This window comes from Novosphingobium sediminis (assembly GCF_007991615.1).
Taxonomy (GTDB): Bacteria; Pseudomonadota; Alphaproteobacteria; order Sphingomonadales; family Sphingomonadaceae; genus Novosphingobium; species Novosphingobium sediminis.
Genome location: NZ_BJYR01000001.1, coordinates 136034 through 162308, shown reverse-complemented (window position 1 = coordinate 162308; position 26275 = coordinate 136034). Strand labels below are relative to the sequence as shown.

Here is a 26275-nt window from a genome sequence, read left to right as displayed (position 1 = left end):
CTACCTACAAGGTTGCAAGCTGCAACCTTTACTTCATCAGCACGAGTTCCTCGGCCATGGACGGATGCAGCGCGACGGTGGCGTCGAAATCAGCCTTGGTCAGGCCCGCCTTCACCGCAATCGCGGCAGCCTGAAGGATCTCCGGCGCTTCGGGGCCGATCATATGGATCGCCAGCACCCGATCAGTCGCCGCATCGACGATCATCTTGTAGAGCCCGCGCTCCGGACGGTGACCGAAAATATTCTTCATCGGGCGGAAGTCAGACGAATAGACCTTGATCGAGCCATACTTGTTGCGCGCCTGCCCCTCGGTAGGGCCGACACCGGCCAGCGGCGGCTGCGAGAACACGGCGCTGGGGATGCAGCTGTAGTCGATCGTCACGTGCTTGCCGCCGAACACGCGGTCGGCAAAGGCCTGGCCCTCGCGGATCGCGACGGGGGTCAACTGTACGCGGTTCGTTACGTCACCTACCGCCGAGATGCTGGGGCAGCTCGTCTGCGCGTGATCATCGACGAGGATCTCCCCGCTCTGGCCGAGCTTGACGCCGGCCGTCTCCAGCCCAAGCCCATCCGTCTTGGGGCGGCGACCGGTTGCGATGAGGACCTGATCGGCAAGGATCGGATCGATCTGGCCCTTGAGCCAGACTTCGAGCAGACCGTCATCGCGCTTCACCACCTTTTCGAACGGGCAGTTGAAGCGGTACTGGATACCGCGCGCCATGGTGATCTGGAGCAGGCGGTCGCGCAGCGCCTCATCATAGCTGCGCAGGATCGTCTCGGAACGGTTGACCACCGTTACGTGACTGCCGAGCGCATTGAAAATACCGGCAAATTCCATCGCGATGTAACCCGCGCCTGAGATAACCACGCGGCGGGGGAACTTCTCGAGATGAAACACCTCGTTCGAGGTGATGCAGTGCTCGGCACCCTCGAACTCCGGCATCACCGGCCAAGCGCCAGTGGAAACGAGGATGTGCTTTGCCGTGATCTCGCGCCCCGAGGCGAGGCGGACCGAATGCGGCCCGGTGACGACAGCGCGTTCGAGGAAGCGCTCGACCTTGTGGGTCTCAAGCGTCGAAGTGTAGGCGGCGTTGAGCCGGTCGACATCGCGCAGGACCGCATCGCGCAGGGTCGGCCAGTCGAACTTGGTGTTCTCGACCGTCCAGCCATAGTTCGCCGCGTCCTGAAGTTCTTCGGCGAAGTGCGAACCATAGACGAGGAGCTTCTTGGGGACGCAGCCGCGGATCACGCAGGTGCCGCCGACGCGGAACTCCTCCGCCACCGCGACGCGCGCGCCGTGGCTGGCGGCAACTCGACTGGCGCGCACGCCGCCCGAGCCGGCGCCGATGACAAAGAGATCGTAGTCGTAGTTGGCGTCGTCGGTCATGTCAGGCTCCTGCTGCAGGGGTCCATATGGGGACGCATCCCCTCCCCCGCCAACGGCAATTCTATCGGATTTGGCGTAACGTTACGACTCAGCCGTCGATCCCGGCAGCGGCAAGCAGTGCCGTGGTCGACGGATCGAACTGGGCATCGCCAGCCTCGATCGACTTGGCAATCGCCTTGCCAAGTTCGACACCGAACTGGTCGAACGGATTGATGCCGAGCATCATCGCCGAAACGAAGGTGCGATGCTCGTGGAAGGCGATCAGGCTGCCAAGCGTGGCGGCGCCAAGTTCGTCGCACAGGATCGTGGCGGAGGGACGGTCGCCCGGATAGTCGCGCGCCATGTCATCGCCGCCGGCCTTGCCTGCCATCAGTGCGGCGCCCTGCGCGAAGCAGTTGGCAAGGAGCGTGCGGTGGTGCGCCGGGTCAAAATCGTGGCCGGGGATTCCGACCGCAAGGAAATCGACCGGGATCAGGTGCGTGCCCTGATGGAGCAGTTGGAACACCGCATGCTGGGCATCGGTGCCGACGCCGCCCCAGGTAACAGGCGCACTCGGACGGGTGAGCGGCGTGCCGTCAGCGAGGACGCGCTTGCCGTTCGATTCCATCTCAAGCTGCTGGAGGTAGCTCGGAAGCAGCGCGAGGCGTTCGTCGTAGGCGAAGACAGCGCGGCTGCTGCAGTGGCGGGCCTGCGTGTAGTAGAGATCGGCGAAAGCGGCGCGGATCACCACGTTTTCGGCCAGCTGCGCTTCGAGGAAGTGGTGATCGATGGCGGCAGCCCCCGCGAGGAAGGCCGCGAACCCGTCCCAGCCCAGCGCCATCGCGATCGGAAAGCCGATCGACGACCACAGCGAGTAGCGCCCGCCGACGGTTTCGGCGAACGGCAGGACGCGTGTTTCATCGACGCCCCAGGCAACCGCCTTGTCGGGCGCAGCGGTGAGCGCGACGACGCGGCCGAAGGGATCTTCCACCCCGCCTTCGCGCAGCCAATCAAGCGCACTGATGGCGTTCATCAGCGTTTCAGTGGTGGTGAAAGTCTTGGAAGCGACCGCGATCAAGGTGGTGGCAGGATCGCACTTGGCGACGGCAGCCGCCAGCGCGGCACCATCAACATTGGAGACGACGTGGACCGCGACCTTGGCGTCCTCGCGCGCCAAGGCATCGATCGCCAGCGCCGGGCCAAGCGCCGAGCCGCCGATGCCGATGTGGATAAGGCTCTTCACCTCACCGAGGAGGCCTTCATGGATGGCCTCGACAAGCGCCTGCATGCGTTCATGAAAGCGTTCTGCTTCCTCAGCCGCGGCAGGATTGCCAACACCGCGTTCGGCCATGTGGGTGGCAGCGCGGCCTTCGGTATTGTTGATGAGCGCGCCGGCGAACAGCGCTTCGCGGCTACCCTCAAGATCGACCGCTTCGGCAATCTGGCCAAGCACCGCTTCGACATCCGCCGAAAGGTGCGTCTTCGACCAGTCGAAGCGAATCGGGCCGCCGGGCAGATCGAGCACCGTCGCGTAACGATCAAGCCGGCCGGGATCGGCGAAAAGCTCGGTCAGTGCAGGACGCGGGAGGCTTTCGAGCGCGGTCCAGAGCGGGGCGGTTGCGGTGGCGGCCATCGGTGTGTCTCCTGGGGGATGCGGCGGGCCTACCCTGTCCGTTCGACCAAGCGCAAGGCAAGGTCGACCGGCGACCTCGCAAAATTCGTCTGCACGGCGCTATCGGTGCAGTCTGCGCTTGACGGATGCGAGGCCCCTCCACATGACCGCTGCGATGACTGATACCCCTGAAAACGCTCCGCAGAACCCGGCGAACATGACGCCGCCGGTCGAGGATGCGTCGCCGCCCCCCGCGAAGAAGAAAAAGGAACGCAAGGAAGACAGCTTCCCGGTGTTCGTTATCAAGCTCGTGCTGATCGTCGCCTTCTTCCGCAGCTTTGTGTTCTCGCCCTTCAACATCCCGTCGGAATCGATGTTGCCCCGGCTTGAGAACGGTGACTACCTGCTCGCGGCGAAATGGCCCTACGGCTATTCCTCATACTCGCTGCCGTTCAGCATTCCGCTGCTGCCGAGCCGGATCTTCGCGGGCCAGCCAAATCGCGGCGACGTGGTGATCTTCAAGGCACCGCCGGGCAATGATGTCGATTACATCAAGCGCGTCATTGGCGTGCCGGGCGATACAGTGCAGATGATCGGCGGGCAGCTCCACCTCAACGGCGCGCCGGTGCCGAAGGTAAAAATCGCCGACTTCGTCATCAACATGTCGGCCAACACCAGCTGCATCGCCCCCGAATTCGAAGCTGTCGAGCCGAACGGGATGCAGAGCTGCCACTATCCGCAGTATCGGGAAACCCTGCCGGGCGGCAAAACCTACAACGTTCTGGATCTCGGTTATCGCCCTCAGGACGATACACCGCCGGTAGTCGTGCCGGCCGGCCACGTCTTCCTGATGGGCGACAACCGCGACAACTCGATGGACAGCCGCTTCCCGGCCGTCGAGGGTGGTGGCATCGGGCTGGTGCCGCAGGACAACCTGATCGGCCGCGCCACCATCGTGATGTGGTCGACCGACGGCAGCGCCAACTGGTTCCTGCCGTGGACATGGTTCAGCGCACTGCGCGCGAACCGGATCGGGGGTACGTTCTGAGCGGGGTGCTATCGGACGAGACCGCCGGCTTCATTGCCGCACTGACCGGCAAGGCCCCGGCCAGGCCAGATTTGTGGCACGAGGCGCTGACCCATGGTTCGATGGGCGAGACGCGCGATTATCAACGCTTGGAGTTCCTTGGCGACCGCGTACTGGGGCTCGCCATCGCCGAATGGCTCCATGCGCAGAGCGAGGCCGCGGAGGGCAAGCTTTCGCAGCGGCTGAACGCGCTGGTGAGCCGCGAGACCTGCGCCGATGTCGCGCGCCGGCTGGGCGTTGCGCCGCATATCCGGCTCGGCAAGCAGGCCCGCGGCGATGGCGCAGGACAAAGCGACAACGTGCTGGGCGACGTGATGGAAGCGCTGATCGGAGCGGTGTTTCTCGAGCGCGGGTTCGGCGCGGCGCGCGATTTCGTGCGCAGCGCGTGGGAGCCGGCAATGGCGGGCGGCGCGGGGCAAAGAAAGCACCCCAAGGCGGCGTTGCAGGAATGGGCGGCGGGCAATCGCCGCAAGCCGCCGATCTACACGCTGGTGGATCGCAGCGGGCCGGACCACGCTGCGGTGTTCACCGTGCAGGTAGAAGTGCCGGGCGTGGGATCAGAGCAAGCAACAGGTTCAAGCAAGCAGGAAGCGGAACGCGGCGCGGCTGCGGCCTTCATGACGCGATATGGATGATATGGAAATGACGGAACATTGCGGACTCGTGGCAGTGATCGGCGCACCCAATGCGGGCAAGTCGACACTGGTCAACGCGCTGGTCGGACAGAAAGTGGCGATCGTTTCGTCGAAAGCGCAGACAACGCGCGCGCGGCTGATGGGCATTGCGCTGCAGGATCTGCCCGACGGTGAGCGGGTGCAGATCATCCTTGCCGACACCCCGGGGCTGTTCGAGCCAAGGCGCCGGCTGGACCGGGCCATGGTCCATGCCGCCTGGGAAGGCGCGGAAGGCGCCGACGCGATCCTGCTGGTGGTCGATGCGCGCAAGAAGAAGCGCGACTATCTGGAGCCCATTCTGGAGAGCCTGAAGGGCCGCAGCGAGCCCAAGATCCTCGTGCTCAACAAGGTGGATGCGATTGCCAAGGAGCCGCTGCTCGATATGGCGGCGGCGCTGGCGCCCGAGGGCGCGTTCGATGAGGTGTTCTTCGTTTCGGCGCTGACGGGCGACGGGGTAGCGGACCTCAAGATCAAGCTGGCCGAACGGATGCCGGCGGGCGCTTGGCACTATCCGGAAGATCAGGTCTCCGATGCCAGCGAACGGTTGCTGGCGGCAGAAATCACCCGCGAGCAGCTTTACCGCCAGCTCCACGACGAACTGCCTTACGACAGCGCGGTGCGGCCCGAGAGTTACGCAACGCGGCGCGACGGCTCGATCGAGATCCATCAGCAGATCGTGATCGCGCGCGATAGCCAGAAGGCCATCGTGCTTGGCAAGGGCGGATCGAAACTGAAGGCCATTGGCGAGGCAGCGCGCAAGGAACTGGCCGTGCTGCTTGGGGTGAAGGTCCACTTGTTCCTCCACGTGAAGGTCGAGGAAGGCTGGGCTGAAGCCAAGGAAATCTACGAGGAAATCGGGCTCGATTGGGTGAAGTAACGGGAGACGGCGATGGGGGCGGCGTTGTCGATTATTGTGCCGGGTCTGGGCCTGCTGGCGGTGATGACAGTGTGCTGGCGCCTGGGCGTCGCTCTGCATCGGCGTGCCGGCGCGGGCGGTGAGACTGGCGGCGAGAGCTATGTGCTCTCGGGCGCGTTCGGTCTGCTGGCGCTGCTCATGGCCTTTGCCTTCAGCCTTGCGATCGGCCGTTACGAGACGCGGCGTCTGCTGGTGGTCGAGGAAGCCAATGCTATCGGCACCATGGCAACGCGCCTCGCTCTGCTGGAGGATGCGCAGCGTCAGCCGCTGAAGGCCTCGCTGGCACGCTATGCGGCCGAGCGCGCTGCGGTTGGCAAGAACGCCGAGGACGACGCCTGGCAGGCGGCGCACGAGGCCAGCAGCGCCGCTTGCGCCCGATTTGGCGATGATCTGTTCGCGCTGCTGCGCTCGGTGCCACCCGATACGCGGGGGCCGGTGCTGGTGCAGGCTTACAACGCGATGTGCGACATAACGACCGCGCGCCATGCCGCCCGTTCGGCCCGGCTGCCGACGGAAGTGCTGGGCCTGCTGGCGCTCTACTGCTGCGCCTGCACTGCGCTGCTGGGGTTCACAACAGGGCGGGCTGACCGGCGCAGCGCGGTCTCGTCCGTGCTGTTCTTCTCGCTGCTCGCGGCGGCCTATGCCACGATCCTCGATCTCGACAGCCCGCGCAGCGGTGCGATCATCGTACCGCAGGAAGAGCTGGACAAAGTGGCGCAAGGCCTCGGCTGAGGCGCTCTGAAAGGACAATGGAATGATTGCGCGCGAACTGCTCGGCACGGCCCAAGTGCCGGGCGGAACCGAACTCAAGCTCTATCGCCACGACCGCGATTTCATGATCGTGATGGGCCATAACGAGCTGATGAGCAGCCGTATGAGCGGCTCGGAAATTGCTCTGGCGACCGAGACGATCAAGCGCTTGAAGGGCCGCACGGCGCCATGCCTGCTGATCGGCGGCTACGGCATGGGCTTTACCTTGCGCGCGGCACAGGAGGTGCTCGGGCCCAAGGCGGAACTGGTCGTCGCCGAATTGGTGCCCGAAATCATCGAATGGGCGCGCGGGCCGATGGCGGAACTGGCGGCAGGCTGCCTCGATGATCCGCGCGTGCGGCTCATCATGGGCGATGTCGGCAGTGTGATCGACGGCGCGGCGGGCGATTTCGATGCAATTCTGCTCGATGTCGACAACGGTCCGGACGGCGTTGTCCGCGATGGCAACAACAGCCTCTACACCTCTTCGGGCCTGCGCGCGGCGCGGCGGGCGCTGACACCGGGCGGCGTGCTGGCAGTCTGGTCGGCAGGCCCCGATCCAGCCTTCACCCGGCGGCTGGAGAAGAACGGCTTCTCGGTCGACGAGATTCGCGTTGCGGCTCGGACCAACGGCAAGGGGCCGAAGCACACGATCTGGTTCGCGACTCCGGCCTGATTTGCAGCTGTTACGTTGCGGCTTTCTTGGCCGCAGCCTTCTTTGCCGGTGCCTTCTTGGCAGCTGGCTTCTTGGCCGCAGCCTTGGCACCCGCCTTGGCAGGGGCCTTCTTCGGCGCGGCTTTCTTCTTCTTGCCCTTGGCTGGTGCGGCGGCAGCGCGCGCATCGATCAGCCCGATGGCCTGCTCTAGGGTCAGATCCTCGGGCTTCACGTCTTTGGGCAAGGTCGCATTGGTGGTGCCATCGGTGACATAGGCGCCGTAGCGACCAGCCAGCAGCTTCATCTCGCCGCCCGACGTCGGATGCGGGCCGAACGTGTTGAGCGGTTCGACCGGCGTGCGGCTGCCGCGTGCCCCCGCTCCGGCAGCGGCTTCGGCCAGTTTGACCACGGCGGCATTCATGCCGGTCTCGAACACTTCAGACGTGGACTTAAGCCGGCCATACTTGCCATCATGTGCTAGGTATGGCCCGTAACGCCCTATACTTGCAGTAATCATCTTACCAGTTTCAGGGTGTGTACCAATCTCGCGCGGGAGCGAAAGGAGCTTCAGCGCCCATTCCAGATCTAGCTCGGGAATATCCTTGGGGATCGAGGCGCGCTTTGCTTCCTTGCCGTCGCCAAGCTGGATGTACGGACCGAAGCGGCCAGTGCGGCGGGTGACATCCTCGCCGGTGACTGGGTCCTTGCCGAGGCTGGCGTCATCGCCTCCACCGCCCTCACCCTCTCCGCCGCCTTGCGCGAACTTGCGCGTGAACTTGCACTCCGGGTAGTTCGAGCAGGCAACAAAAGCGCCGTAGCGCCCGCCGCGCAAGCTCAGCCGGCCGGCCTGGCACTTGGGGCACAGGCGCGGATCGCTGCCGTCTTCGCGCTTGGGGAACAGGTAGTCCTCAAGGAAAGTGTCGAGCTCGGCAGTCACCTCGCTCGGCTTCTTCTCCATCACCTCGTCGGACTTGGGCTTGAAGTCGCGCCAGAAGGCTTCGAGCACGGCTTTCCAAGCAGCGCGGCCGCCCGAAACGTCGTCGAGTTCATTCTCCATGCCGGCGGTGAACTGATACGCCACGTAACGGTCGAAAAAGCGCTCAAGGAAAGCCGTCAGCAGGCGTCCGCTTTCCTCGGCGAAGAAGCGGTTCTTCTCGGTGCGGACATAGTTGCGATCCTTCAGCACCTGCAGCGTGGCTGCGTAGGTCGAGGGGCGCCCGATGCCGAGCTCCTCCAGCCGCTTGACGAGGCTTGCTTCGGAATAACGCGGCGGCGGCTGGGTGAAATGCTGCGTAGCCTCCACGCCGCGCTTGGCGGGCGTATCGCCGGCATTCATCACCGGGAGCAGGCTGGTCTCGTCTTCACCGTCATCGGCGTCCGCCTTCTGGTCGCGGCCTTCTTCATAGACGGCGAGGAAGCCGGGGAACTTCACGACCTGGCCGGTGGCGCGCAACTCGTGCTTGCCGGTGCCCTCGCGCAAGGTGACGGTGGTGCGCTCGATCAACGCCGACGCCATCTGGCTCGCCATCGCGCGCTTGTAGATGAGGTCGTAGAGCCGGGCCTCGTCCCCGTTACCGTAACGATCGTTGCCGAAATCGGTCGGGCGGATTGCCTCGTGCGCTTCCTGCGCGTTCTTGGCCTTGGTTTCGTAGATGCGCGGCTTCTCGGGCAGGTAGTGGCCCGAATAGCGCGTGCTGATCGCAGCGCGCGCAGCGCTGATGGCACTCGAATCCATCTGCACGCCGTCGGTACGCATGTAGGTGATCGCGCCCGCTTCATAGAGCGTCTGCGCCACGCGCATGGTGTGACTGGCCGAGAAGCCAAGCTTGCGCGCGGCTTCCTGCTGCAGCGTCGACGTAGTGAACGGCGGATAGGGATTGCGGCGGGTCGGCCGCGTCTCGACATCTTCGACGCGGAAAGTCGCAGCCTCGACAGTCGCCTTGGCGCGCTGGGCAATGCCTTCGTCGCCGAGCGACAGGCGTTCCAGCTTCTCGCCCTCGAACCGCACGAGGCGCGCCTTGAACGGGGTGCCACCCTGCTCCAGCATGGCAACGACCGACCAGTATTCCTGCGGCTTGAACACCTCGATCTCGCGCTCGCGCTCGACGATCAGACGCAGCGCAACCGACTGGACGCGGCCGGCAGACTTCGCGCCGGGCAGCTTGCGCCACAAGACGGGCGAAAGCGTGAAGCCGAACAGGTAATCGAGCGCACGGCGGGCGAGATAGGCGTCGATCAGATCCTGATCGAGTTCGCGCGGGTGCTTCATCGCCTCGGTAACGGTGGCCTTGGTGATCGCGTTGAAGGTGACGCGTGCGACGTCCTTGGGCAGCGCCTTGCGCTTGGCCAGCAGCTCGCGCACGTGCCAGGAAATCGCCTCACCCTCGCGATCAGGGTCGGTTGCGAGGATCAGGCGATCCGCGGCCTTGGCCGAATCGACAATGGCCTTCACCCGCGCCGCCTTGTCGCCATAAAGCTCCCAGTCCATCGCGAAGTCCTCGTCCGGGCGGACGGAGCCGTCCTTCACGGGGAGGTCGCGGACGTGTCCATAGGACGCGAGGACCTTGAAGCCAGCACCGAGGTACTTCTCGATGGTCTTGGCCTTGGCCGGGGATTCGACAATCATCAGGGTCTTGGGGACAGGCTGCATGGGCTGAGACGGACTTTCGAGGCCTTACACGTACGCGCGAGGGTGAAGACCCATCACGGCCCGCGTCAAGGCCCCGCGTTCTGCGCAGGTTTGCAGGAAAGTCCAGCCCCGAACAGTACCTGTCACTTCAGGGCGTTGATCTGCCCCATCAGCACGTCGTTCGCGAGGCCGGCAGCCTTGGCCGCGCCTTCCTCATAATTGCCGGGCTTGGCATCGAACTCAAACTTGCGAGTCTTGCCGAACATCATGCCCCCGTGGCCCATGGCTGCCATGATGCCGCCGGCAACGTTGGCAGCAGCCTGCGTGGTCTTGGCCGTGGTGCTCGACGCATCGTGCTTGTCGATGAAATCGCCATCGACCGAGACCGACTGGCTAAGCGTTACGGTCGTCGTCTTGCCGTTGGCTCCGAACACGGTCATCCGGCTGTAGCCCGGCACGACCGACAGGTTGGCGTTGACCTCCAGTCCGCCGAAACTGAAAGCGCCCGGGCGCTTCTGGTCGGAGAAGTCGATGAGGTAGGTCACATCGACCACGGGAACACCAGCGGCCTTCGCGTATTGCGAGAGGGCATAGCCAGCCTGCCCTGCATCCATGGCAAGGCCCATGCTGGACAAGCCGCTGCCCTGGAAATCGCCTGCGACCATGATGAGAGTGGGAAGCGCTGAGGGCTTCACATAGGTCGCCTTGCCCTTGCTTTTCTTTTCGAGCGCGATCGAGATATCGAGCGGCGAGGTCTGGCCATGCGGCTTGGCCATTTCAGGCGCGGCGAACACGGTGGCTGCGTCCTTCACGGCAAGGCCCGAAGCAGCAAGCTTGGCGGTAAAATCGGCATAAGCGGCGTCGGCGATCTTCTGCATCATCTCGGGCGTGACGCCCACCAGCGAAGACTTGGCCTTGGTCGTGCCGCCGAACGCACCCATCAGGCCGCCGGTCGCCTTGGTCTGGTCGGTCGATTCAAAAATGAAACCCACGTTGAAAGCCGCAACTGCGACACCCGTAGCGCCCTTTACGGCTTCCTTGCCGGAAACCTTAACGGGTGCGGAGTCGCCCGCATAAGCGGCAGCCGGCAGCGCGAACGCCGAAAGTGCGAGCGCCAAGGCAATGGTTTTGCGGCTTTTCATCATCAGGTCCCCTCTCCCCTCGCCCCCAGCGAGGTCCGGAACGGACCATAATAGGTAAAAATCAGTAGCGTCAATTATAACCGCAATGGTGCCCGGCAACCGCTCCCGCGTGGTTCATGCGAGGGAAACGCGCCCGCCCGCGTGGCGGATGAGACGGCCGGCAAGTTCCAGCTCGATCAGTGCCATCTGCACGGCACCTGCGCTGGCACCGCTCTGGCGGATCAGTTCGTCGATGGCGACGGGGGCGGTGCCGAGCAGGTGCGCGATATCCGCAGGACTGCCGTCAGCTTCCGAATCGGGCAGAAAGCGCGTTGGGTCCTCGTCCATCGCGGTCCAGATCGGCTCACGCAATTTGAGGCGCGAGGGGCCATCAAAGCGCTCGAGCAGTTCGGCAATGTCGTCGGCCGACTGAACGAGGATTGCGCCATCACGGATTAATTCGTTGCATCCGCGCGACCGGCTGTCGAGCGGAGAGCCGGGGACAGCCATAACCTCGCGTCCGGCCTCGGCTGCCAGCCGTGCAGTGATTAGCGAACCGGAACGCGGGGCGGCTTCAACCACCACCGTACCCGCGGCAAGACCCGCGATGATGCGGTTGCGGAACGGGAAATGGCGCGCGAGCGGTTCGGTGCCCGGGGGCATTTCGGCAATGAGCAGCCCGCGCCGCGCAATGTCTTCCTGCAGTTCGGCATGTTCGGGCGGGTATGTCACGTCGATCCCGCTGGCGATGACACCAATGGTGCCGCCGCCGTGCTCCATGGCGGCGAGTGCGCCGCGATGCGCAGCCGCGTCAATCCCGCGTGCAAGGCCCGAAACGACGGCATAGCCGCGCGCCGCAAGCGCAGCGCCGTATTCGCGGGCGAGACGGCAGGCGCCCGCCGAAGCATTGCGCGCGCCGACGAGAGCGACGGCGCCCTGCCCCAGCAGCGAAAGGTCGCCGCGCCAGGTCAGCACCGGAGGCGGCGTTTCAAGCGCGGCGAGGAGGCGCGGGTATGCCGGGGCATCGTGAAACAGGTAGTTGCCGCCTGTGGCCCTCAAGCGAGCGATTTCAGCCTCGATCCGCTCGGCCGGCACGGGACGATAGCGCGCCCCTCCCCGCGCGGCGAGATCCGGCAAGGCTTCAAGCGCAGCAGCCGCAGTGCCGAAGCGGCGCAGGAGCTGGAAATAGCTGACGGGGCCGATGCCGGGCGAGCGAAGCAAGCGGATGCGGGAAAAGACGTCGCGTTCCGCAAGGACCGGCTCCGACAGGTTCATCCCTTTTTGCTGCCAATCCGCGGCTCGGTCCCGGCGCGCAGCCGGGCGATATTGGCGCGATGGAGCCAGATCACCAGAAGCCCGATGAGAGCCAGCACCGCGGCGTAGTCGCGGTATCCCAATAGCAGCGCGGCGATCGGCGCGGCGATCACGGCGCTGAGCCCGCCGAGCGAGGAAATGCGCGTGGCAGCGAGCATGCCGATCCAGACCAAGGCATAGGCAAGGCCGATCGGCCAGGCGAGGCCGAGCGACACGCCCATCGTCGTGGCGACGCCCTTGCCACCGTTGAAGCGCAGCCAGACCGGAAAACAATGGCCGATCACCGCAGCGAATGCCGCCAGTGCCTCGGTCCCGGGAAACCATGTCCGGGCAATGAGGACCGCAGCGGCCCCCTTGGCAAGATCAAGCAGCAGCGTGGCCGCCGCCAGACCCTTGCGGCCCGTGCGCAGTACGTTGGTTGCGCCGATATTGCCCGATCCGATCGCGCGCAAATCGCCCGCACCGAACAACCGCGTAAGCAGGAGGCCGAACGGTACAGAACCGAGCAGATAGGCCCCGACGAGAACGCCCAAGACAGGAGGAGAAGCGATGTCCATGGCCCGGTCTTAACCGCCACCGGGCACAAAGGGGAGAGGGACGCTTTTCTTTTTGCCACCACTCCCGATAGAAGAGCGGGCAATGACCACCGATCCCGCCGCCCCGATCCTGCTGTTCGATTCCGGCGTCGGTGGGCTTTCCGTGCTTGGCAAGGTGCGCAAGGCGCTGCCGCAAGCGCCGGTCATGTATGTATCGGACAACGCCGGGCTTCCCTATGGCAACAAGACCGAGGCGCAGATCGCAGCACGCGTTTCAGGGCTTCTGGGGCGGCTGACCGAGCGCTACCGCCCCCGCCTTGTCTGCATCGCCTGCAACACAGCGAGCACGATCGCGCTCGCTTCGGTTCGCGAGGTGCTCGAAGTGCCGATCGTGGGCACCGTGCCGGCGATCAAGCCTGCTGCCGCGATGACGCAGACCGGCGTGATCGGGCTGCTCGGTACCGAGGCAACCATCCGGCAAGGCTATGTCGACCGGCTGGAGGCAGAATTCGCCGCCGACAAACGTCTTCTCCGCCACGGCGCGCCCGAACTGGTCGCTGCTGCCGAAGCGAAGCTGCGCGGGGGGACCGTCGATCCGGCGGTATTCGCCCGCGCCGCCGCAGCGCTGCGAGCCATGCCGGACGGCGAGCGAATCGATACCGTGGTGCTTGCCTGCACGCACTTCCCGCTGCTGGAGGCAGAACTTGCGGACGCGTTCGGGCCCGGTGTGCGCTTTGTCGATGGCTCGGACGGCATTGCCCGGCGTATCGCCTTCCTCACCCAGGGACAGGCCTGGGCCGCAGCCAAGGACGGGGATATTGCCCTGTTCACCAAGGATGATCCGGATGACGAACGACTGATGCCCGCACTCGCCCGTTACGGAATTGCCCGGCGGCTGGTCTTCTGACCGGATCGGAGATATCGAACCGAGCCATGTTCAACCGGATTGCTCTCCTTCTGATCGCGATAGTCGCGGTGCCCTACTACTGGCTGCTGATGGAGCCGGGCCCGGCGGCAGTCGCACCGCGGAATATCGATATCGCACGCCTGCGCAGCCTTGCAGAAAGCCAGCAAGGCCCACGGCCGGTTGCCATAGAATATGCGGCGATCGCGACGGACGAGCAGCCCGGCACCCTGCTTGTCGCCGGTGGCGGCCTGCGTACCGAAGCCACAGGGGTCTTCATCTGGCGCCTCGTCACTCCCGGCGGCGACACGTTGATCAATACCGGCCTGACCGAAGCTCAGGCTATGGCAACGGGGTACAATGCATTTCACCCCGAGATTCAGGTGACGGCAGACCGATGGCTGCACTCGGCAAAGCGGATCATTTTCACGAGCGAGGACATCGATCACATCGGTGGCCTCGTTCCATTGGCGGTAGCCGATCACAGGATTGTGGGCAGGCTGATCGGCAATGATCGGCAGGTCGAGGCGCTGAAGGCACTTTCCCCGCTCCTGATGAATGCGATCAAGCCCAGCCCAGCCGCGCTCGTCGATCCTGCTGGCTATGCCGCGATTGCCCCCGGCATCGCGGTCATGCGGACCCCGGGATATCTTGCCGGCTCTCAGATGATCTACGTCCGCTTGCAAGATGGCCGGGAGTATCTGTTTGCAGGGGATTCCGCACCGATGCGCCGGAATGTCGAATGGCAGCGCCCCCGTTCACGCTATGCCGCCGAATGGCTTGCCAGCGAAGATCGTGCGGCAAGCTTGGGCTGGATCAAGGGCCTCGCGCAGCTGATCAAACGCGAACCACGGCTGACGGTGGTATATTCGGCTGACTACGGACAGCTGAACGACCCGGCGGTAGGTCCGCATTTCACCGCTGCCGCGCCCAGCGCGCTGCCTGCCAGCGCGCTGGGCCGGGCACGCTAAGTGCAATCGCGCGGCGGGATATGACCGAAATGCCGCTGGCAATGCCCGGACAAGCGGCGTAAAGCGCCGCTCGCCCGCTTGTTTGACTGGCCCGGATGCGGTTCTGGTGCACCATTGAAGCAGGGTTCGGGGCGCATGTTGTGCCCCAATACGTGACAACAGGTTCATAGGGAGCCGCGGGTGAATTACGATCAGGTTTTCGATTCCGCGATCGAGCGTCTGCATACCGAAGGTCGTTACCGCGTCTTCATCGATATCCTGCGCAACAAGGGGGCATACCCCAATGCGCGGTGCTTTGCCGGGCACAATGGCCCGAAGCCGATCACCGTCTGGTGCTCGAATGACTATCTTGCGATGGGCCAGCATCCCAAGGTGATCGGCGCCATGGAAGAGGCGCTGCACGATGTGGGCGCGGGTTCCGGCGGCACCCGCAACATCGGCGGGAACACCCACTACCACGTCGATCTCGAGGCCGAATTGGCCGATCTCCATGGCAAGCAGGGCGCTCTGCTGTTCACCTCGGGCTATGTCTCGAACGATGCAACGCTCTCGACGCTGGCCAAGATCCTGCCCGGTTGCGTGATCTTCTCGGACGAACTCAACCACGCCAGCATGATTGCGGGCATCCGCAATTCGGGCGCGGAGAAGCGCGTGTTCCGCCACAACGATGTGGCCCATCTGGAAGAGCTACTGGCGGAGGCCGATCCGGCGCTGCCGAAGCTGATCGCGTTCGAAAGCGTCTATTCGATGGACGGCGACGTCGCCCCGATCCACGAGATCTGCGACCTCGCCGAAAAGTACAACGCGCTCACCTATATCGATGAAGTCCACGCTGTCGGCATGTATGGTGCACGCGGCGGCGGCATTTCGGAGCGTGACGAGGCCGCACACCGCATCGACATCATCGAGGGCACGCTGGGCAAGGCCTTTGGCGTGATGGGCGGCTATATCGCGGCGGACTCGCGGATCATCGACGTGATCCGCAGTTATGCGCCGGGCTTCATTTTCACCACATCGCTTTCGCCCGTTCTGGCAGCAGGCGTGCTGGCAGCGGTGCGCCACCTCAAGGCCTCCAGTGTCGAGCGCGATGGCCAGCAGGCCGCTGCGGCGTTCCTCAAGAAGGCCTTTGCCGATGCCGGCCTGCCGGTGATGCCCTCCACCACGCATATTGTCCCGCTTATGGTGGGTGATCCGGTGCGCGCCAAGAAGGTGAGCGACATCCTGCTCGCCGAATACGGCGTCTATGTGCAGCCGATCAACTATCCGACTGTACCGCGCGGCACCGAGCGCCTGCGCTTCACGCCCGGCCCGGCGCACACCGAGGCGATGATGATCGAGCTCACCAATGCGCTGGTCGAGATCTGGAACAGGCTCGATCTCGACATGCGCAAGGCCGCCTGAGCGCGGCTAGACCCTGCTTGGTAATAGGTATTTGCACATAAGGTCAGGTGAAGCGAAATTTCCCCTTTGTAACAATGTTTTGCTGATAAAAGTCCCCCTACGGGCTTTGCTCACCCAGCTTTGTCCACCAAGATTAACACTTTGGGGCAAATTCAAAGGGTTGCCAGCATCGGCGCTCTGAGCAAAATGATAATTATCCACCATGGGGGAAATAATCTTGCTCAAATCTACCTCACGCGCGGCGCTGTGCGTCGCTGCTTCCGCCATCGCCATATCAGCATTTGCACCTGGTACCGCTTGGGCGCAGGCTGAGGCCGCGCCTGCTGCCGATGACGCTGTCGCAACCACGCCGATTGCCCAGCCGAACGAAATCGTCGTGGTCGGCACCGGCTCGCGCCTGCGCACAAAGGACTATCAGACGGCTAGCCCGATCGTCTCGTTCGGCAGCGACCTGCTTGAGAAGCAGGGCGTAACCAACGTGACGAACTTCCTGACGGGCCTACCCTCGCTCGTCGGCTCCTCGACTTCGCGCGACAATTCGGGTGATCGTGCCGGCATCGGTTACACCGGCCTTAATCTCCTCAATTTACGCAACCTCGGTATCGACCGCACTCTGGTGCTGATCAATGGCCGCCGTCAGGTCTCGGGCGTGCAGGGCTCGCAGGCCGTCGACATCAACACGATCCCGGTCAGCTTGATCGAACGTGTCGACGTCCTTACCGGCGGCGCCTCGGCGATCTACGGCGCGGACGGCGTGACCGGCGTGGTCAATTTCGTGCTCAAGAAGAACTTCGAGGGCATCAGCGCGCAGGCGCAGGCAGGGATCAGCAAGTACGGTGATTCTGGTGATCGTTTCGCGGCCCTGACCTTCGGGCGCAACTTCGCTGGCGGGCGCGGCAACGTGACGCTGGCCTATGAATTCGGCGACAGCGACCGTCTGCAGACCCGCGACCGTCCTCAGTTCACCGGATCGCGTCAGGTCGGGTTCTTCCGCAACCCCGACTACACCCCCAACACCCCGGGCGTTTACAGCCGCATTCCGCTCAACGACGTGCGCTATCAATGGTCGTCGCGCCAGGGCGCAGTCGACGTGACGTTCGAGGGTGAGCCCGACTTCCGCGGTGATGGCAAGCCCTACAATCTCGGCACGGAAATCCCGGGCGGCTATTCGCGCGGGAGCGATGACACGCTGGTGTCAGATTATGGCAACGATCTGCTGCCGGCGATCACGCGCCACGTGGTGAACCTCAACACGCGCTTCGAGGTTTCGGACGCGCTCAAGCTGTTCGCCGAAGCCAAGTATGCGACGACCAAGTCGTACTCGCTCGGCCAGCCGACGTTCGACTACTACATCTTCGTCCCGCAGGATAACCCCTACATCCCCGACACGATCCGCGCTGCCATCAATCCTGATTTCGGTGGCGTCCTCGTAACGCGCGACAACTTCGACCTTGGCCAGCGCGGCGAGAACATCAAGCGCGAGACCTTCCGTTCGGTGATCGGTGCCGAGGGTGAACTGTCGTCTTCGCTGCACTATGAAGTTTCGTACGTCTTCGGGCGCACGACGGTCACCAACCACTTCGTCAACGACCGCTACACCGATCGCTTCAACGCCGCGCTCGATGCGGTGCGCGATCCGGCGACCGGCCAGATCACCTGCCGCATCAACCTTGACCCCACTGCCGGCTCAGCGGTCACGTTCCAGCCGGGCGAGTGCCGTCCGATCAATCTCTTCGGCGAGGGCGTCAGCGATCCCGCCGGCGTGGATTTCGTGCGTGCAAGCACCACCGAGCGGTCGCGGATCACCCAGCATGTGGTGAACGCCTCGCTGTCGGGCGATACGAAGGGCTTCTTCTCGCTCCCCGGCGGCCCGGTCGGCTTTGTGATTGGCGGTGAGTACCGCAAGGAAAGCTCGCGGTTCGTGCCCGACGTGCTTGAGCAGCAGGGCCTCACTTTCTCCAACCAGTTGGCGATCAGCCAGGGCGAGTTCAATGTGAAGGAAGTCTTCGGCGAACTCGATCTGCCGCTCGTCAGGGACAAGCCGTTTGCCTACGTGCTCGATGTGAGCGGCGCGGTTCGCTACGCCGACTACTCGTCGACCGGCGGTGCGACGACGTGGAAGGTGGACGCTGCGTGGGCGCCCATCCGCGACATCCGCTTCCGCGGCACGATCTCGCAGGCTGTGCGCGCGCCCAATATCGGCGAACTCTACGGCGCCGCAGGGCAGACCTTCACGTTCTTCGACGACCCGTGCCTCCCCTCGAACCTCGGTCTTGGCAAGTCGACCCGCCCGGCCAACTGCCAGGCGGTCCTGACGGCCGCTGGCCTGAGCGCGGCGCAGATCGCGAACTTCGAGGACACCCGCACGGTCAACATCTCCGGCACCACGAGCGGCAATGCCCGGCTTCAGCCGGAAAAGGCGCGGACGTGGACGGCGGGCGTAGTGCTGCAGCCCAGCTTCATCCGCGGCCTCGCCATCGCGGTCGACTGGTATGACATCAAGCTCCGGCAGGCGATCAACACCGTCGATGCGCAGCAGTTGGCAGAGCTCTGCGTCGATCAGCCGACGATCGACAACCCCTTCTGCGGCTCGATCGTGCGGCAGCAGGGCACCGGCCTGATCGTGGACTACACGGTGTCGCCGCAGAACGTGGCCGACTTCCGCACCTCCGGCCTCGAAGTGAACATCAACTATGCCTTCAAGGTCGAGAACGTGGGCGATTTCCAGCTCAAGGTTGTCGGCAACTACTTGAACAAGCTGACCTTCGTGGATTCGCCGGGTGCTGAACCGCGCAGCACGCTGGGTGAAACCTACCAGCCGCAGTACCAGGCCTTCGTGAACCTTGCGTACCAGACCGGTCCGTTCGGGTTCAACTACAGCCTCTCGTGGTGGGACAAGACCCGGCGCTATTCGGCTGACCGCACCAACGGCAACCCGAACTACGTCGACCCCCAGTACGCGTGGTACAAGCAGCGCTGGGTGCACAACATCTCGGCCAGCTTCAGCGTCAACAAGCGCATGGAGTTCTACGGCGGTGTGAACAACCTGTTCAACCAGCAGCCGGACATCGGCTCGATCACCTATCCGACCGAGACGAGCGGAACCTCGTTCTACGCAGGCTTCCGCGCGAAGTTCTGACAGGCCACGGGGGAGCGGGCATTTCGCCTCTCCCCCGCTTGGCAGTTACCTGAAAACCAGAAAGGCCCCGCGAATGCTCGCGGGGCCTTTCGTTTGCGACCCGGTTGACTTCCGGCGTCTTATTCAGCGCAGCGAGACGACACGCTCAGCGCAGCGAAACCACGTTGTCCGAAACGCGGGGATCGCGGCGGTCGCCACGGTACTGGCTGGCCATCGGCTCGTCCGACACTTCGAAAACCTCGGTCGCACCGAAGCCGTTGAAGGCCGTCTTCATTGCCGCGCCATAAGCGCCGAGCATACCGATCTCGATGAAATCGCCAGCCTTGATATCCGTGGGAAGCGCAAAAGGCCCTTCCATGCGGTCCATGTCGTCGCAAGTCGGACCCCAGAAGCTGAAGTCCTCGCTCTCGGTCTCGCCGTCCTCGTTCGCCGCGCTGTCACGCAGAAGACGAACCGGGAAACGCCAGCCCACGTGTGCGGCATCGAACAGCGCACCATAGGCGCCGTCGTTGATATAGAGTTCGGTCCCGCGGCGGCGTTCGACGCGCACGATCATCGAGTTGTACTCGGCGCAGAGCGCGCGGCCCGGCTCACACCACAATTCGGCCGAGTACGAAACCGGCAGCGATTCGTAGGTGCGGTCGATCACGCCGAAGTAATCCTCCAGCGGCGGAGGCTCCATACCGGGGTAGATCGAGGGGAAACCGCCACCGACATCGATGATGTCGACCGTGACCGAGGCATCGACGATCGCCGCGCGGACGCGCTCGAGCGCCTGGACATAGGCGTGCGGGCTCATCGACTGGCTGCCGACGTGGAAGCAGACGCCGAGCGAGTCGGCGACCTGGCGGGTGGCCTGCAGCAATTCAGCCGCAACAGCGAGTTCGCAGCCAAACTTCGAGGCAAGGCTGAGCTCGGAATACTCCGACGAGACGCGAATACGCACGCACAGCGTCAGGTCTTCGGGCAGCACGCCGTCGTTCGCCAAGGTTGTGGCGAGGCGGACCTTCTCCAGTTCTTCGAGCGAATCGAGGCTGAACACGCGCACGCCGTGATCCCGATATGCCTCGGTGATCGCGCTCGGCGTCTTGACCGGGTGCATGAAGCACAGCGTTGCATCAGGCAGTGCCGCACGCGCCATCCGCACTTCGGCGATCGAGGCGACGTCATAGTGCGTGATCCCGGCGTCCCACAACACCCGGAGCAATTCCGGCGAGGGATTGGCCTTGACAGCATAGAGCGAGCGCCCCGGAAACTTCTCAACGAAGAAACGGGCAGCACGCGCCGCAGCGTGCGGACGGTTCAGAATGGCGGGTTGGTCAGGCGCGAATGCGCCCGCTACAGCCAATGCGTCAGGATGGATGTGCAACTCAAGGGACCCCCAAACGGAAAATTGCGACAAAGCTGCCTTGCGGTTTGGAAGTCCCCATGGGGCAGCGAGGGGGTAAATAGCCCCCCCGCCCTGAACATCAAGTGAAAAAATGGGCACCTCATGTGGATGTCACAAACATGAAACACATTTGGGCCGAGGTGCCCAAAATGCCTATGCCATCAGGGCTTCTGCCAATGCGCGCCACGCCGGAAGCGAATGCGGATCGTTCGCTCCGTTGGCGGCCGTGGGATGAGAGGCGAATCGCGCAACGACCATTTCCGCCACAGGGTCGATCCACAAGGTCTGCCCGTGGATGCCGCGCGCACTGAAGCAGCCATGATTGTCATGCGCGTGCCACCACTGGCTGCCATAACTCCACCCACCAAGCAGCGGATAGCCCTGCTTGTTGAAACGCTCCGGTTCGCCGCCCTGCCGGATGCGCTCGACATCGGAGGCGGGGATCACGCCGAGCCCGCCAAGCCGCAGCGCCTCGCCAAAACGAGCGAGATCCTCGAGCCGCAAGTTAAGGCCCCCACCAGCAAAGGGCGAGCCGATCTCGTCAACGATCAGATCGGCATCTCCGAGCATGCCGAGCGGTTGCCACAGTCGCTCTGACAACACCTCTGCGAACGGCTGGCCAGTGACGCGCGTGATGATCCAGGCCAGCACATCGGTGTTGGGTGTGCGGTAGACGAACTGCTCGCCATGCGTGCCCGCGCCGGGGACCGTGGTCAGATAGTCCCACAGGTTGTGCGGGCCGGTATAGCTCGCCGGGCGCGGCGTAAGGCCGAGCGCCGCGCTGTAGGCACCGATGCCCGAGTTCGGATTGCCATACTCCTCCGAAAAATCGAGCGCGCTCGTCATGTGGAGGACTTGCCCGATCGTGGCGCTGCCAAAGCCGCTGCCATCCAGTTCGGGGATCACGCTGGTGACCGGCACAGCAAGGTCGATTCGGCCTTCCCCGACCAGCATCTGCACCAGCGTGCCAACAAAGCTCTTGGTCACCGAGAAGGCAATGTGGCGGGTTTCGGGGCCCGTGACGCCGAACCAGCGCTCGTACACGACTTCGCCCCTGTGGAGCACGAGGATGCCATCAGTGAAGGCGGAAAGCAGCGAGTCCTCCACGGTCGTCTCGCTGTCTGCCCCGAGCGGGGTGAAGCGCACTCCGCCCAGATCACTGCGCAGCGCGCGCGGGAACGGCGTCCCATCCCCATTCGCTGCCACGCGCACGGTCGGGCAGAAGCTGCGCATGTTCGAATAGGACCAGCGGATCATCGGAAAGCGCATATGGTCCGCGCGGGCGCCAAGGATGCGCTTCTCCGGCAGCGGCGGTGCACCGGCCATCCAGCCCAGCCGCACCGGGTCGCTCGTCACGCCATCGAGAACCTCGCCTGCCATTCGCACTCTCCGCCAGTTTGTTGTTCTGGCGGAGAGCTTGCCTCAGGAAACGCGGTCGCGGAAGGCCTCCCACGAAAAACGCTTCACGCATTCGAGGCTGTCGGTCTCGCTATCCCACAGCCAGATCGAGGGCAGCGGCACGCCGTTGAAGGTCGTCGTCTTGACCATCGAGTAGTGCGCCTGATCAAGGAAGGCAAAGCGCGTGCCGGGTTCGGAGAGCCCGGGCTTGCGGTAATCGCCGATAACGTCACCGGCGAGGCAGGACGGGCCGCCGAGACGAACCGGGGCATCGCCCTCCCCGGACTCCTGGCCGCCGTCCTCATATTCATCCAGCGGCAGTTCGCCGAGCATCGCCGGACGATAGGGCGCCTCGATCACATCGGGCATGTGGCAAGTGGCGGAAATGTCCGTGATGCCGAGCTGCATCCCGTTCCAGTGCGTATCGAGCACCGTGCCGACAAGAATGCCCGCATCGAGCGCAACGGCCTCGCCGGGTTCGAGATAGATTTCACAGCCGGTTTCTTCGCGCACGGACTTCAGAAACGCTATGAGGTCCTCGCGCTGGTAATCGGCGCGGGTGATGTGATGGCCGCCGCCGAAATTGAGCCACTTGAGCTGGCCGAAGAACGGCGCGATGCGCGGCTTGAGCGCTTCCCACGTGCGCAGCAGCGGCTCGAAATCCTGCTCGCACAGCGTGTGGAAGTGCAGCCCCGACACACCTTCGAGATGCTTGGTCTCAAGCTGATCGACCGGGAAACCGAGGCGCGAGTGCGGCGCGCAGGGATCATAGCGCGGCACTTCACCTTCGGCGTGCAAGGGATTGATCCTGAGGCCAATATCGAACGGCTCACCCGCCGCGCGGGCGGCGGCGATTTGCTCAGCAAACCGCGCGTGTTGGCCGGGCGAATTGAAGATCACGTGATCCGAATGCTGGAGGATCTCGGCCAGGTCCTCCGCCTTGTAGGCCGCGCAATAAGTCGCGATCTCGCCCGCATAGTGATCGGCGGCAAGCCGCGCTTCCCACAAGCCTGACGTGCAGACGCCGTCGAGGTACTCCCCGATCAGCGGCGCGACGCGCCACATCGAGAACGCCTTGAGCGCTGCGAGCACCTTGATCCCTGCCCGATCACGCACATCGGCAAGAATGCTCAGATTCTGCCTGAGGCGCGCGGCATCAACCACGAAGGCGGGGCTGTCGACACGCGACAGGTCGAAATGCGCAAAGGCGCCCGGATCACCGGCTCTGGTTTCCATCGGTCCTGTTCCTTCAACCCAGCGGCGAGCGGAAAACGAGCGCTGCGCCGGCCACGATCAACACAAAGCCTGCGGCCTGCGACCAGTTAGGCCGCACGCCGAACAGGACATAGGCGACACCCACGAAGGTAACGAGGGTGATCGCCTCCTGCATGGTCTTGAGCTGCGCCAGCGAATAGCGCTGTGCGCCGATCCGGTTGGCCGGCACCGCCAGCATGTATTCCAACAGCGCCAGCGCCCAGCTTGAGATCACCGCGGTCCACAGCGCCCGGTGCGGCGCCTTGAGGTGCGCGTACCAGGCGACGTTCATGACGATATTGGAGCCGACCAGAAGCACCGGCGGCAGCCAGAGCGAGGTCGGCCACATGTTCAGAACTCCAGCGGACCTTCCAGTTCCTTCACCTGCCACGGCAGGCCATGCTTGTTCAGCATGTCCATGTAGGGATCGGGGTTGAACTGTTCGATGTTGAACACGCCCGCACCGCCCCAGGTGCCCGTGACCAGCATGGCCGCACCGATCATCGCCGGAACTCCGGTGGTGTAGCTGATCGCCTGATTGCCGGTTTCGGCATAGGCCTCTTCGTGATCGCAGATGTTGTAGATGTAGAAGGTCTTTTCGACCCCGTCCTTCAGGCCCGTCGCGATATCGCCGATGTTCGTCTTGCCCTTGGTCAGCGCACCGAGGCTGGCAGGTTCGGGTAGCACCGCCTTGAGGAACTGCAGCGGCACGATCTCCTTGCCCTCGTAGATCACCGGATCGATCCGCGTCATGCCGACGTTCTGCAGTACGGTAAGGTGCGTGATATAGGCATCGCCGAAGGTCATCCAGAAGCGGATGCGCTCGATCTCGGGCAGGTGATGCGCGAGGCTTTCAATTTCCTCGTGGTACATCAGGTACATGTTCTTGGGGCCGACGGCTTCGAAATCGAAGGTCTGCTTGATGGTGAGCGCAGGCGTTTCCACCCATTCGCCCTTCTCCCAGCGCCGCGCCGGCGCGGTCACTTCGCGGATGTTGATTTCCGGGTTGAAGTTGGTCGCGAAGGGCTGGCCATGGTCACCGCCGTTGCAGTCGAGGATATCGAGCGTGCGGATGGAGTCCAGCTTGTGCTTCTTGAGCCAGGTAGCGAACACGCTCGTCACGCCCGGATCAAAGCCCGAACCGAGCAGCGCGGTGAGACCAGCTTCCTTGAAGCGCTCCTGATAGGCCCACTGCCACTTGTATTCGAACTTGGCCTCGTCGATCGGCTCGTAGTTCGCGGTGTCCATGTAGTTGACCCCGGCGGCGAGGCAGGCCTCCATGATGTTGAGGTCCTGATAGGGCAGCGCAAGGTTGACGACGAGCGCGGGCTTGAGCTCGTTCAGCAGCGCAGTCGTCGCGGCGACGTCATCGGCATCGAGCTGGTAGGTCGCGACATCGCGGCCGGTGCGCTGTTTCACCGACGCGGCAATCGCATCGCACTTCGCAAGCGTGCGGCTTGCGAGCACGACTTCGCTGAAGATATCGGGGTTCATCGCCATCTTGTGAACGGCAACCGAGCCGACGCCGCCTGCGCCGATGACAAGGACCTTGGCCATAGGGAAACTCCAAACCGGATCGGCACAGCAACGGCTGGCACATCAAGGTTCGCGCCTTTAAGGGAACCGCATGACAAACCCAAGTGAGATTATGGGCTCTGCCCCCCAATTTGCCCCCGCCCCTCCGCTCCGCGAACCGACACGCGAAGGCGTGCTGCGCGCGGCGGCCAAGATGAGCGCATTGCTGCCGCACACGCCGCTGCTGGCGCTCGAATTGCCGGATGGCGGCGTGGTGTGGTGCAAGGCCGAATGCCTGCAACCGATGGGCGCCTTCAAGATCCGCGGGGCGTGGCACCGCCTGACCGACCTGACCGAGGAAGAGCGCGCACGCGGCGTGGTCGCGGTTTCCAGCGGAAACCATGCGCAGGGTGTCGCCTGGGCGGCACGGCGGCTGGGAATTGCAGCGACGATCGTGATGCCGTCGGATGCGCCGCAGGTGAAGCTTTCGGAGACGAAGCGGTTGGGGGCCGAAGTCGTGCTCTACGAGCGGCTGACCCAATCACGCGATGCCATCGCGGCAGAGATTTGCGCGGCCAAGGGCAGCCTGCTGGTACATGCCTATGGCGATCCTTGGGTGATCGAGGGGCAAGGCAGTACGGGCATCGAACTGGCCAGCCAGATGGAATGCTTTGCCGGCGGCGCGCCAACGCGGATCGTTTCCCCCTGCGGCGGCGGCGGGCTGGCCTCGGGCCTTGCACTCGCCTGTCCGGGCGCGGAAATCGTGCCGGTGGAACCCGAAGGATGGGATGACGTCACCCGCAGTCTGGCAGGCGGTGCCATCGTCGACGTGGGCGCCGCTCCGCCACCAACAGCTTGCGATGCGCTGCAGACCATGGCGACCTATCCGATCAACTTCGCAGTGATGACGTCACACGGCATGAAGGGCGTCGCTGTCAGCGAGGCCGAGGTCCGCGCGGCGCAGATCTATGCCTTCCGCAAATTGCGCCTGGTGGTCGAGCCGGGCGGCGCCGCGGCGCTGGCCGCCGTCCTCGCTGGCAAAGTGCCGGCCGACGGGCGGACTGCGGTGATCCTTTCGGGCGGGAACGTTGATCCGGCCGCCTTTGCCAAGGTGATTGCGGACGCCTGATCGGTTGCATTTGACAATAGTTCCAGTGCTGTCCACTCCTCTGCGTGGGGGGCAGCAGGAATTTTACGATAATGCAAAAAGAGATGCTCGCACCGGCTACCGCGCTGGTCCTCTGGACGTTGGTAATGCTGGTCTGGCTCGGCCGGACGAGATTGCCGGCGCTGCGCCGCCTTGGCGGGCTCGGTAAAGTTGCAGCGGGGGGTCGGGGTCAGGAACTCGAGAGCATCATCCCCGCGCAGATCAGCTGGAAGTCGCACAACTATACCCACCTGCATGAGCAGCCGACGCTGTTCTATGCGGTGTGCATGATCCTTGCGATGACGGGTGCGACGCGGATCGATGTGCTGCTGGCCTGGGGTTATGTCGCCGTGCGGGTCGCTCACTCGCTGTGGCAAGCATTGGTCAACACGATCCCGGTGCGCTTCACACTTTTCATGACCTCGAGCGCGCTTCTGTTCGCCCTCGCGGTCCGCGCCGCAGTGAACACGCTTTTGCCTTGAACGACAAGAAACGG

22 protein-coding genes are annotated in these 26275 nt (G+C 64.1%); 11 read left to right on the top strand and 11 right to left on the bottom strand.

Annotated elements, in window-relative coordinates; translation table 11 throughout:
* Positions 1–28 precede the first annotated feature (28 nt).
* Both gorA and pgi read right to left on the bottom strand, forming a co-directional pair.
* Positions 29–1387: a glutathione-disulfide reductase gene (gene gorA, locus NSE01_RS00695; protein WP_147157695.1), complete on the bottom strand. Its 1359-nt coding sequence runs from the start codon at positions 1385–1387 to the stop codon at positions 29–31.
* Positions 1388–1475: 88 nt separating this feature from the next.
* Positions 1476–2999 (bottom strand): glucose-6-phosphate isomerase, encoded by a 1524-nt coding sequence (gene pgi, locus NSE01_RS00690; RefSeq protein WP_147157694.1) that lies wholly within the window; start codon positions 2997–2999, stop codon positions 1476–1478.
* Positions 3000–3153: 154 nt separating this feature from the next.
* Between pgi and lepB the strand changes: the two genes are divergently transcribed.
* The 5 genes from lepB to NSE01_RS00665 are packed head-to-tail and all read left to right on the top strand — an operon-like array spanning position 3154 to position 7081.
* Positions 3154–4026: a signal peptidase I gene (gene lepB, locus NSE01_RS00685; protein ID WP_371863191.1), complete on the top strand. Its 873-nt coding sequence runs from the start codon at positions 3154–3156 to the stop codon at positions 4024–4026.
* Positions 3981–4700: a ribonuclease III gene (rnc, locus tag NSE01_RS00680; protein ID WP_147157795.1), complete on the top strand. Its 720-nt coding sequence runs from the start codon at positions 3981–3983 to the stop codon at positions 4698–4700. The genes lepB and rnc overlap by 46 nt, the downstream gene beginning before the upstream one ends.
* Before the next feature lie 7 nt (positions 4701–4707).
* Positions 4708–5616: a GTPase Era gene (gene era / locus NSE01_RS00675; RefSeq protein WP_147157692.1), complete on the top strand. Its 909-nt coding sequence runs from the start codon at positions 4708–4710 to the stop codon at positions 5614–5616.
* Positions 5617–5640: 24 nt separating this feature from the next.
* Complete coding sequence (locus tag NSE01_RS00670; RefSeq protein WP_147157691.1) at positions 5641–6387, top strand: bestrophin-like domain; 747 nt, start codon at positions 5641–5643, stop codon at positions 6385–6387.
* Between the two features lie 22 nt (positions 6388–6409).
* The gene (locus tag NSE01_RS00665) at positions 6410–7081 is read left to right on the top strand and encodes a spermidine synthase (protein WP_147157690.1); all 672 of its coding nucleotides are present in this window, start codon (positions 6410–6412) and stop codon (positions 7079–7081) included.
* Positions 7082–7091: 10 nt separating this feature from the next.
* Here the strand turns inward: NSE01_RS00665 and topA are convergent, their stop codons facing one another.
* The 4 genes from topA to plsY form a co-directional block, all read right to left on the bottom strand.
* On the bottom strand, positions 7092–9686 hold the full coding sequence (gene topA, locus NSE01_RS00660) for a type I DNA topoisomerase (RefSeq protein WP_246134962.1): 2595 nt from the start codon (positions 9684–9686) through the stop codon (positions 7092–7094).
* A 146-nt stretch (positions 9687–9832) separates the two neighbouring features.
* Complete coding sequence (locus NSE01_RS00655) at positions 9833–10831, bottom strand: hypothetical protein (protein WP_246134961.1); 999 nt, start codon at positions 10829–10831, stop codon at positions 9833–9835.
* A 114-nt stretch (positions 10832–10945) separates the two neighbouring features.
* Positions 10946–12085, bottom strand: a complete 1140-nt coding sequence (gene dprA / locus NSE01_RS00650; RefSeq protein WP_147157688.1) for a DNA-processing protein DprA — start codon at positions 12083–12085, stop codon at positions 10946–10948.
* Positions 12082–12681 (bottom strand): glycerol-3-phosphate 1-O-acyltransferase PlsY, encoded by a 600-nt coding sequence (gene plsY, locus NSE01_RS00645; protein ID WP_147157687.1) that lies wholly within the window; start codon positions 12679–12681, stop codon positions 12082–12084. The genes dprA and plsY overlap by 4 nt, the downstream gene beginning before the upstream one ends.
* A gap of 82 nt (positions 12682–12763) precedes the next feature.
* Here plsY and murI point away from each other — a divergent pair, with 82 nt between their 5' ends.
* From murI to NSE01_RS00625, 4 genes are all read left to right on the top strand, one after another.
* A complete protein-coding gene (gene murI, locus NSE01_RS00640) occupies positions 12764–13567 on the top strand; it encodes a glutamate racemase (RefSeq protein ID WP_147157686.1) in 804 nt (267 codons plus the stop codon).
* A gap of 26 nt (positions 13568–13593) precedes the next feature.
* Positions 13594–14535: an MBL fold metallo-hydrolase gene (locus tag NSE01_RS00635; protein ID WP_147157685.1), complete on the top strand. Its 942-nt coding sequence runs from the start codon at positions 13594–13596 to the stop codon at positions 14533–14535.
* Between the two features lie 180 nt (positions 14536–14715).
* Complete coding sequence (gene hemA, locus NSE01_RS00630) at positions 14716–15936, top strand: 5-aminolevulinate synthase (protein ID WP_147157684.1); 1221 nt, start codon at positions 14716–14718, stop codon at positions 15934–15936.
* 217 nt (positions 15937–16153) lie between these two features.
* The gene (locus tag NSE01_RS00625) at positions 16154–19075 is read left to right on the top strand and encodes a TonB-dependent receptor domain-containing protein (protein ID WP_246134960.1); all 2922 of its coding nucleotides are present in this window, start codon (positions 16154–16156) and stop codon (positions 19073–19075) included.
* 145 nt (positions 19076–19220) lie between these two features.
* Here NSE01_RS00625 and NSE01_RS00620 read toward each other — a convergent pair whose 3' ends face one another.
* From NSE01_RS00620 to NSE01_RS00600, 5 genes are all read right to left on the bottom strand, one after another.
* Positions 19221–20444 (bottom strand): type III PLP-dependent enzyme, encoded by a 1224-nt coding sequence (locus tag NSE01_RS00620; RefSeq protein WP_147157682.1) that lies wholly within the window; start codon positions 20442–20444, stop codon positions 19221–19223.
* Between the two features lie 174 nt (positions 20445–20618).
* A complete protein-coding gene (locus tag NSE01_RS00615; protein WP_147157681.1) occupies positions 20619–21845 on the bottom strand; it encodes a serine hydrolase domain-containing protein in 1227 nt (408 codons plus the stop codon).
* Positions 21846–21887: 42 nt separating this feature from the next.
* Positions 21888–23099: a carboxynorspermidine decarboxylase gene (locus NSE01_RS00610; RefSeq protein ID WP_147157680.1), complete on the bottom strand. Its 1212-nt coding sequence runs from the start codon at positions 23097–23099 to the stop codon at positions 21888–21890.
* A 13-nt stretch (positions 23100–23112) separates the two neighbouring features.
* Positions 23113–23466 (bottom strand): DMT family protein, encoded by a 354-nt coding sequence (locus NSE01_RS00605; protein WP_147157679.1) that lies wholly within the window; start codon positions 23464–23466, stop codon positions 23113–23115.
* Positions 23467–23468: 2 nt separating this feature from the next.
* Positions 23469–24674: a saccharopine dehydrogenase family protein gene (locus NSE01_RS00600; RefSeq protein ID WP_147157678.1), complete on the bottom strand. Its 1206-nt coding sequence runs from the start codon at positions 24672–24674 to the stop codon at positions 23469–23471.
* Between the two features lie 70 nt (positions 24675–24744).
* Here NSE01_RS00600 and NSE01_RS00595 point away from each other — a divergent pair, with 70 nt between their 5' ends.
* On the top strand, positions 24745–25761 hold the full coding sequence (locus NSE01_RS00595) for a threonine ammonia-lyase (protein WP_147157677.1): 1017 nt from the start codon (positions 24745–24747) through the stop codon (positions 25759–25761).
* A gap of 71 nt (positions 25762–25832) precedes the next feature.
* Complete coding sequence (locus NSE01_RS00590; protein WP_147157676.1) at positions 25833–26261, top strand: MAPEG family protein; 429 nt, start codon at positions 25833–25835, stop codon at positions 26259–26261.
* Positions 26262–26275 lie beyond the last annotated feature (14 nt).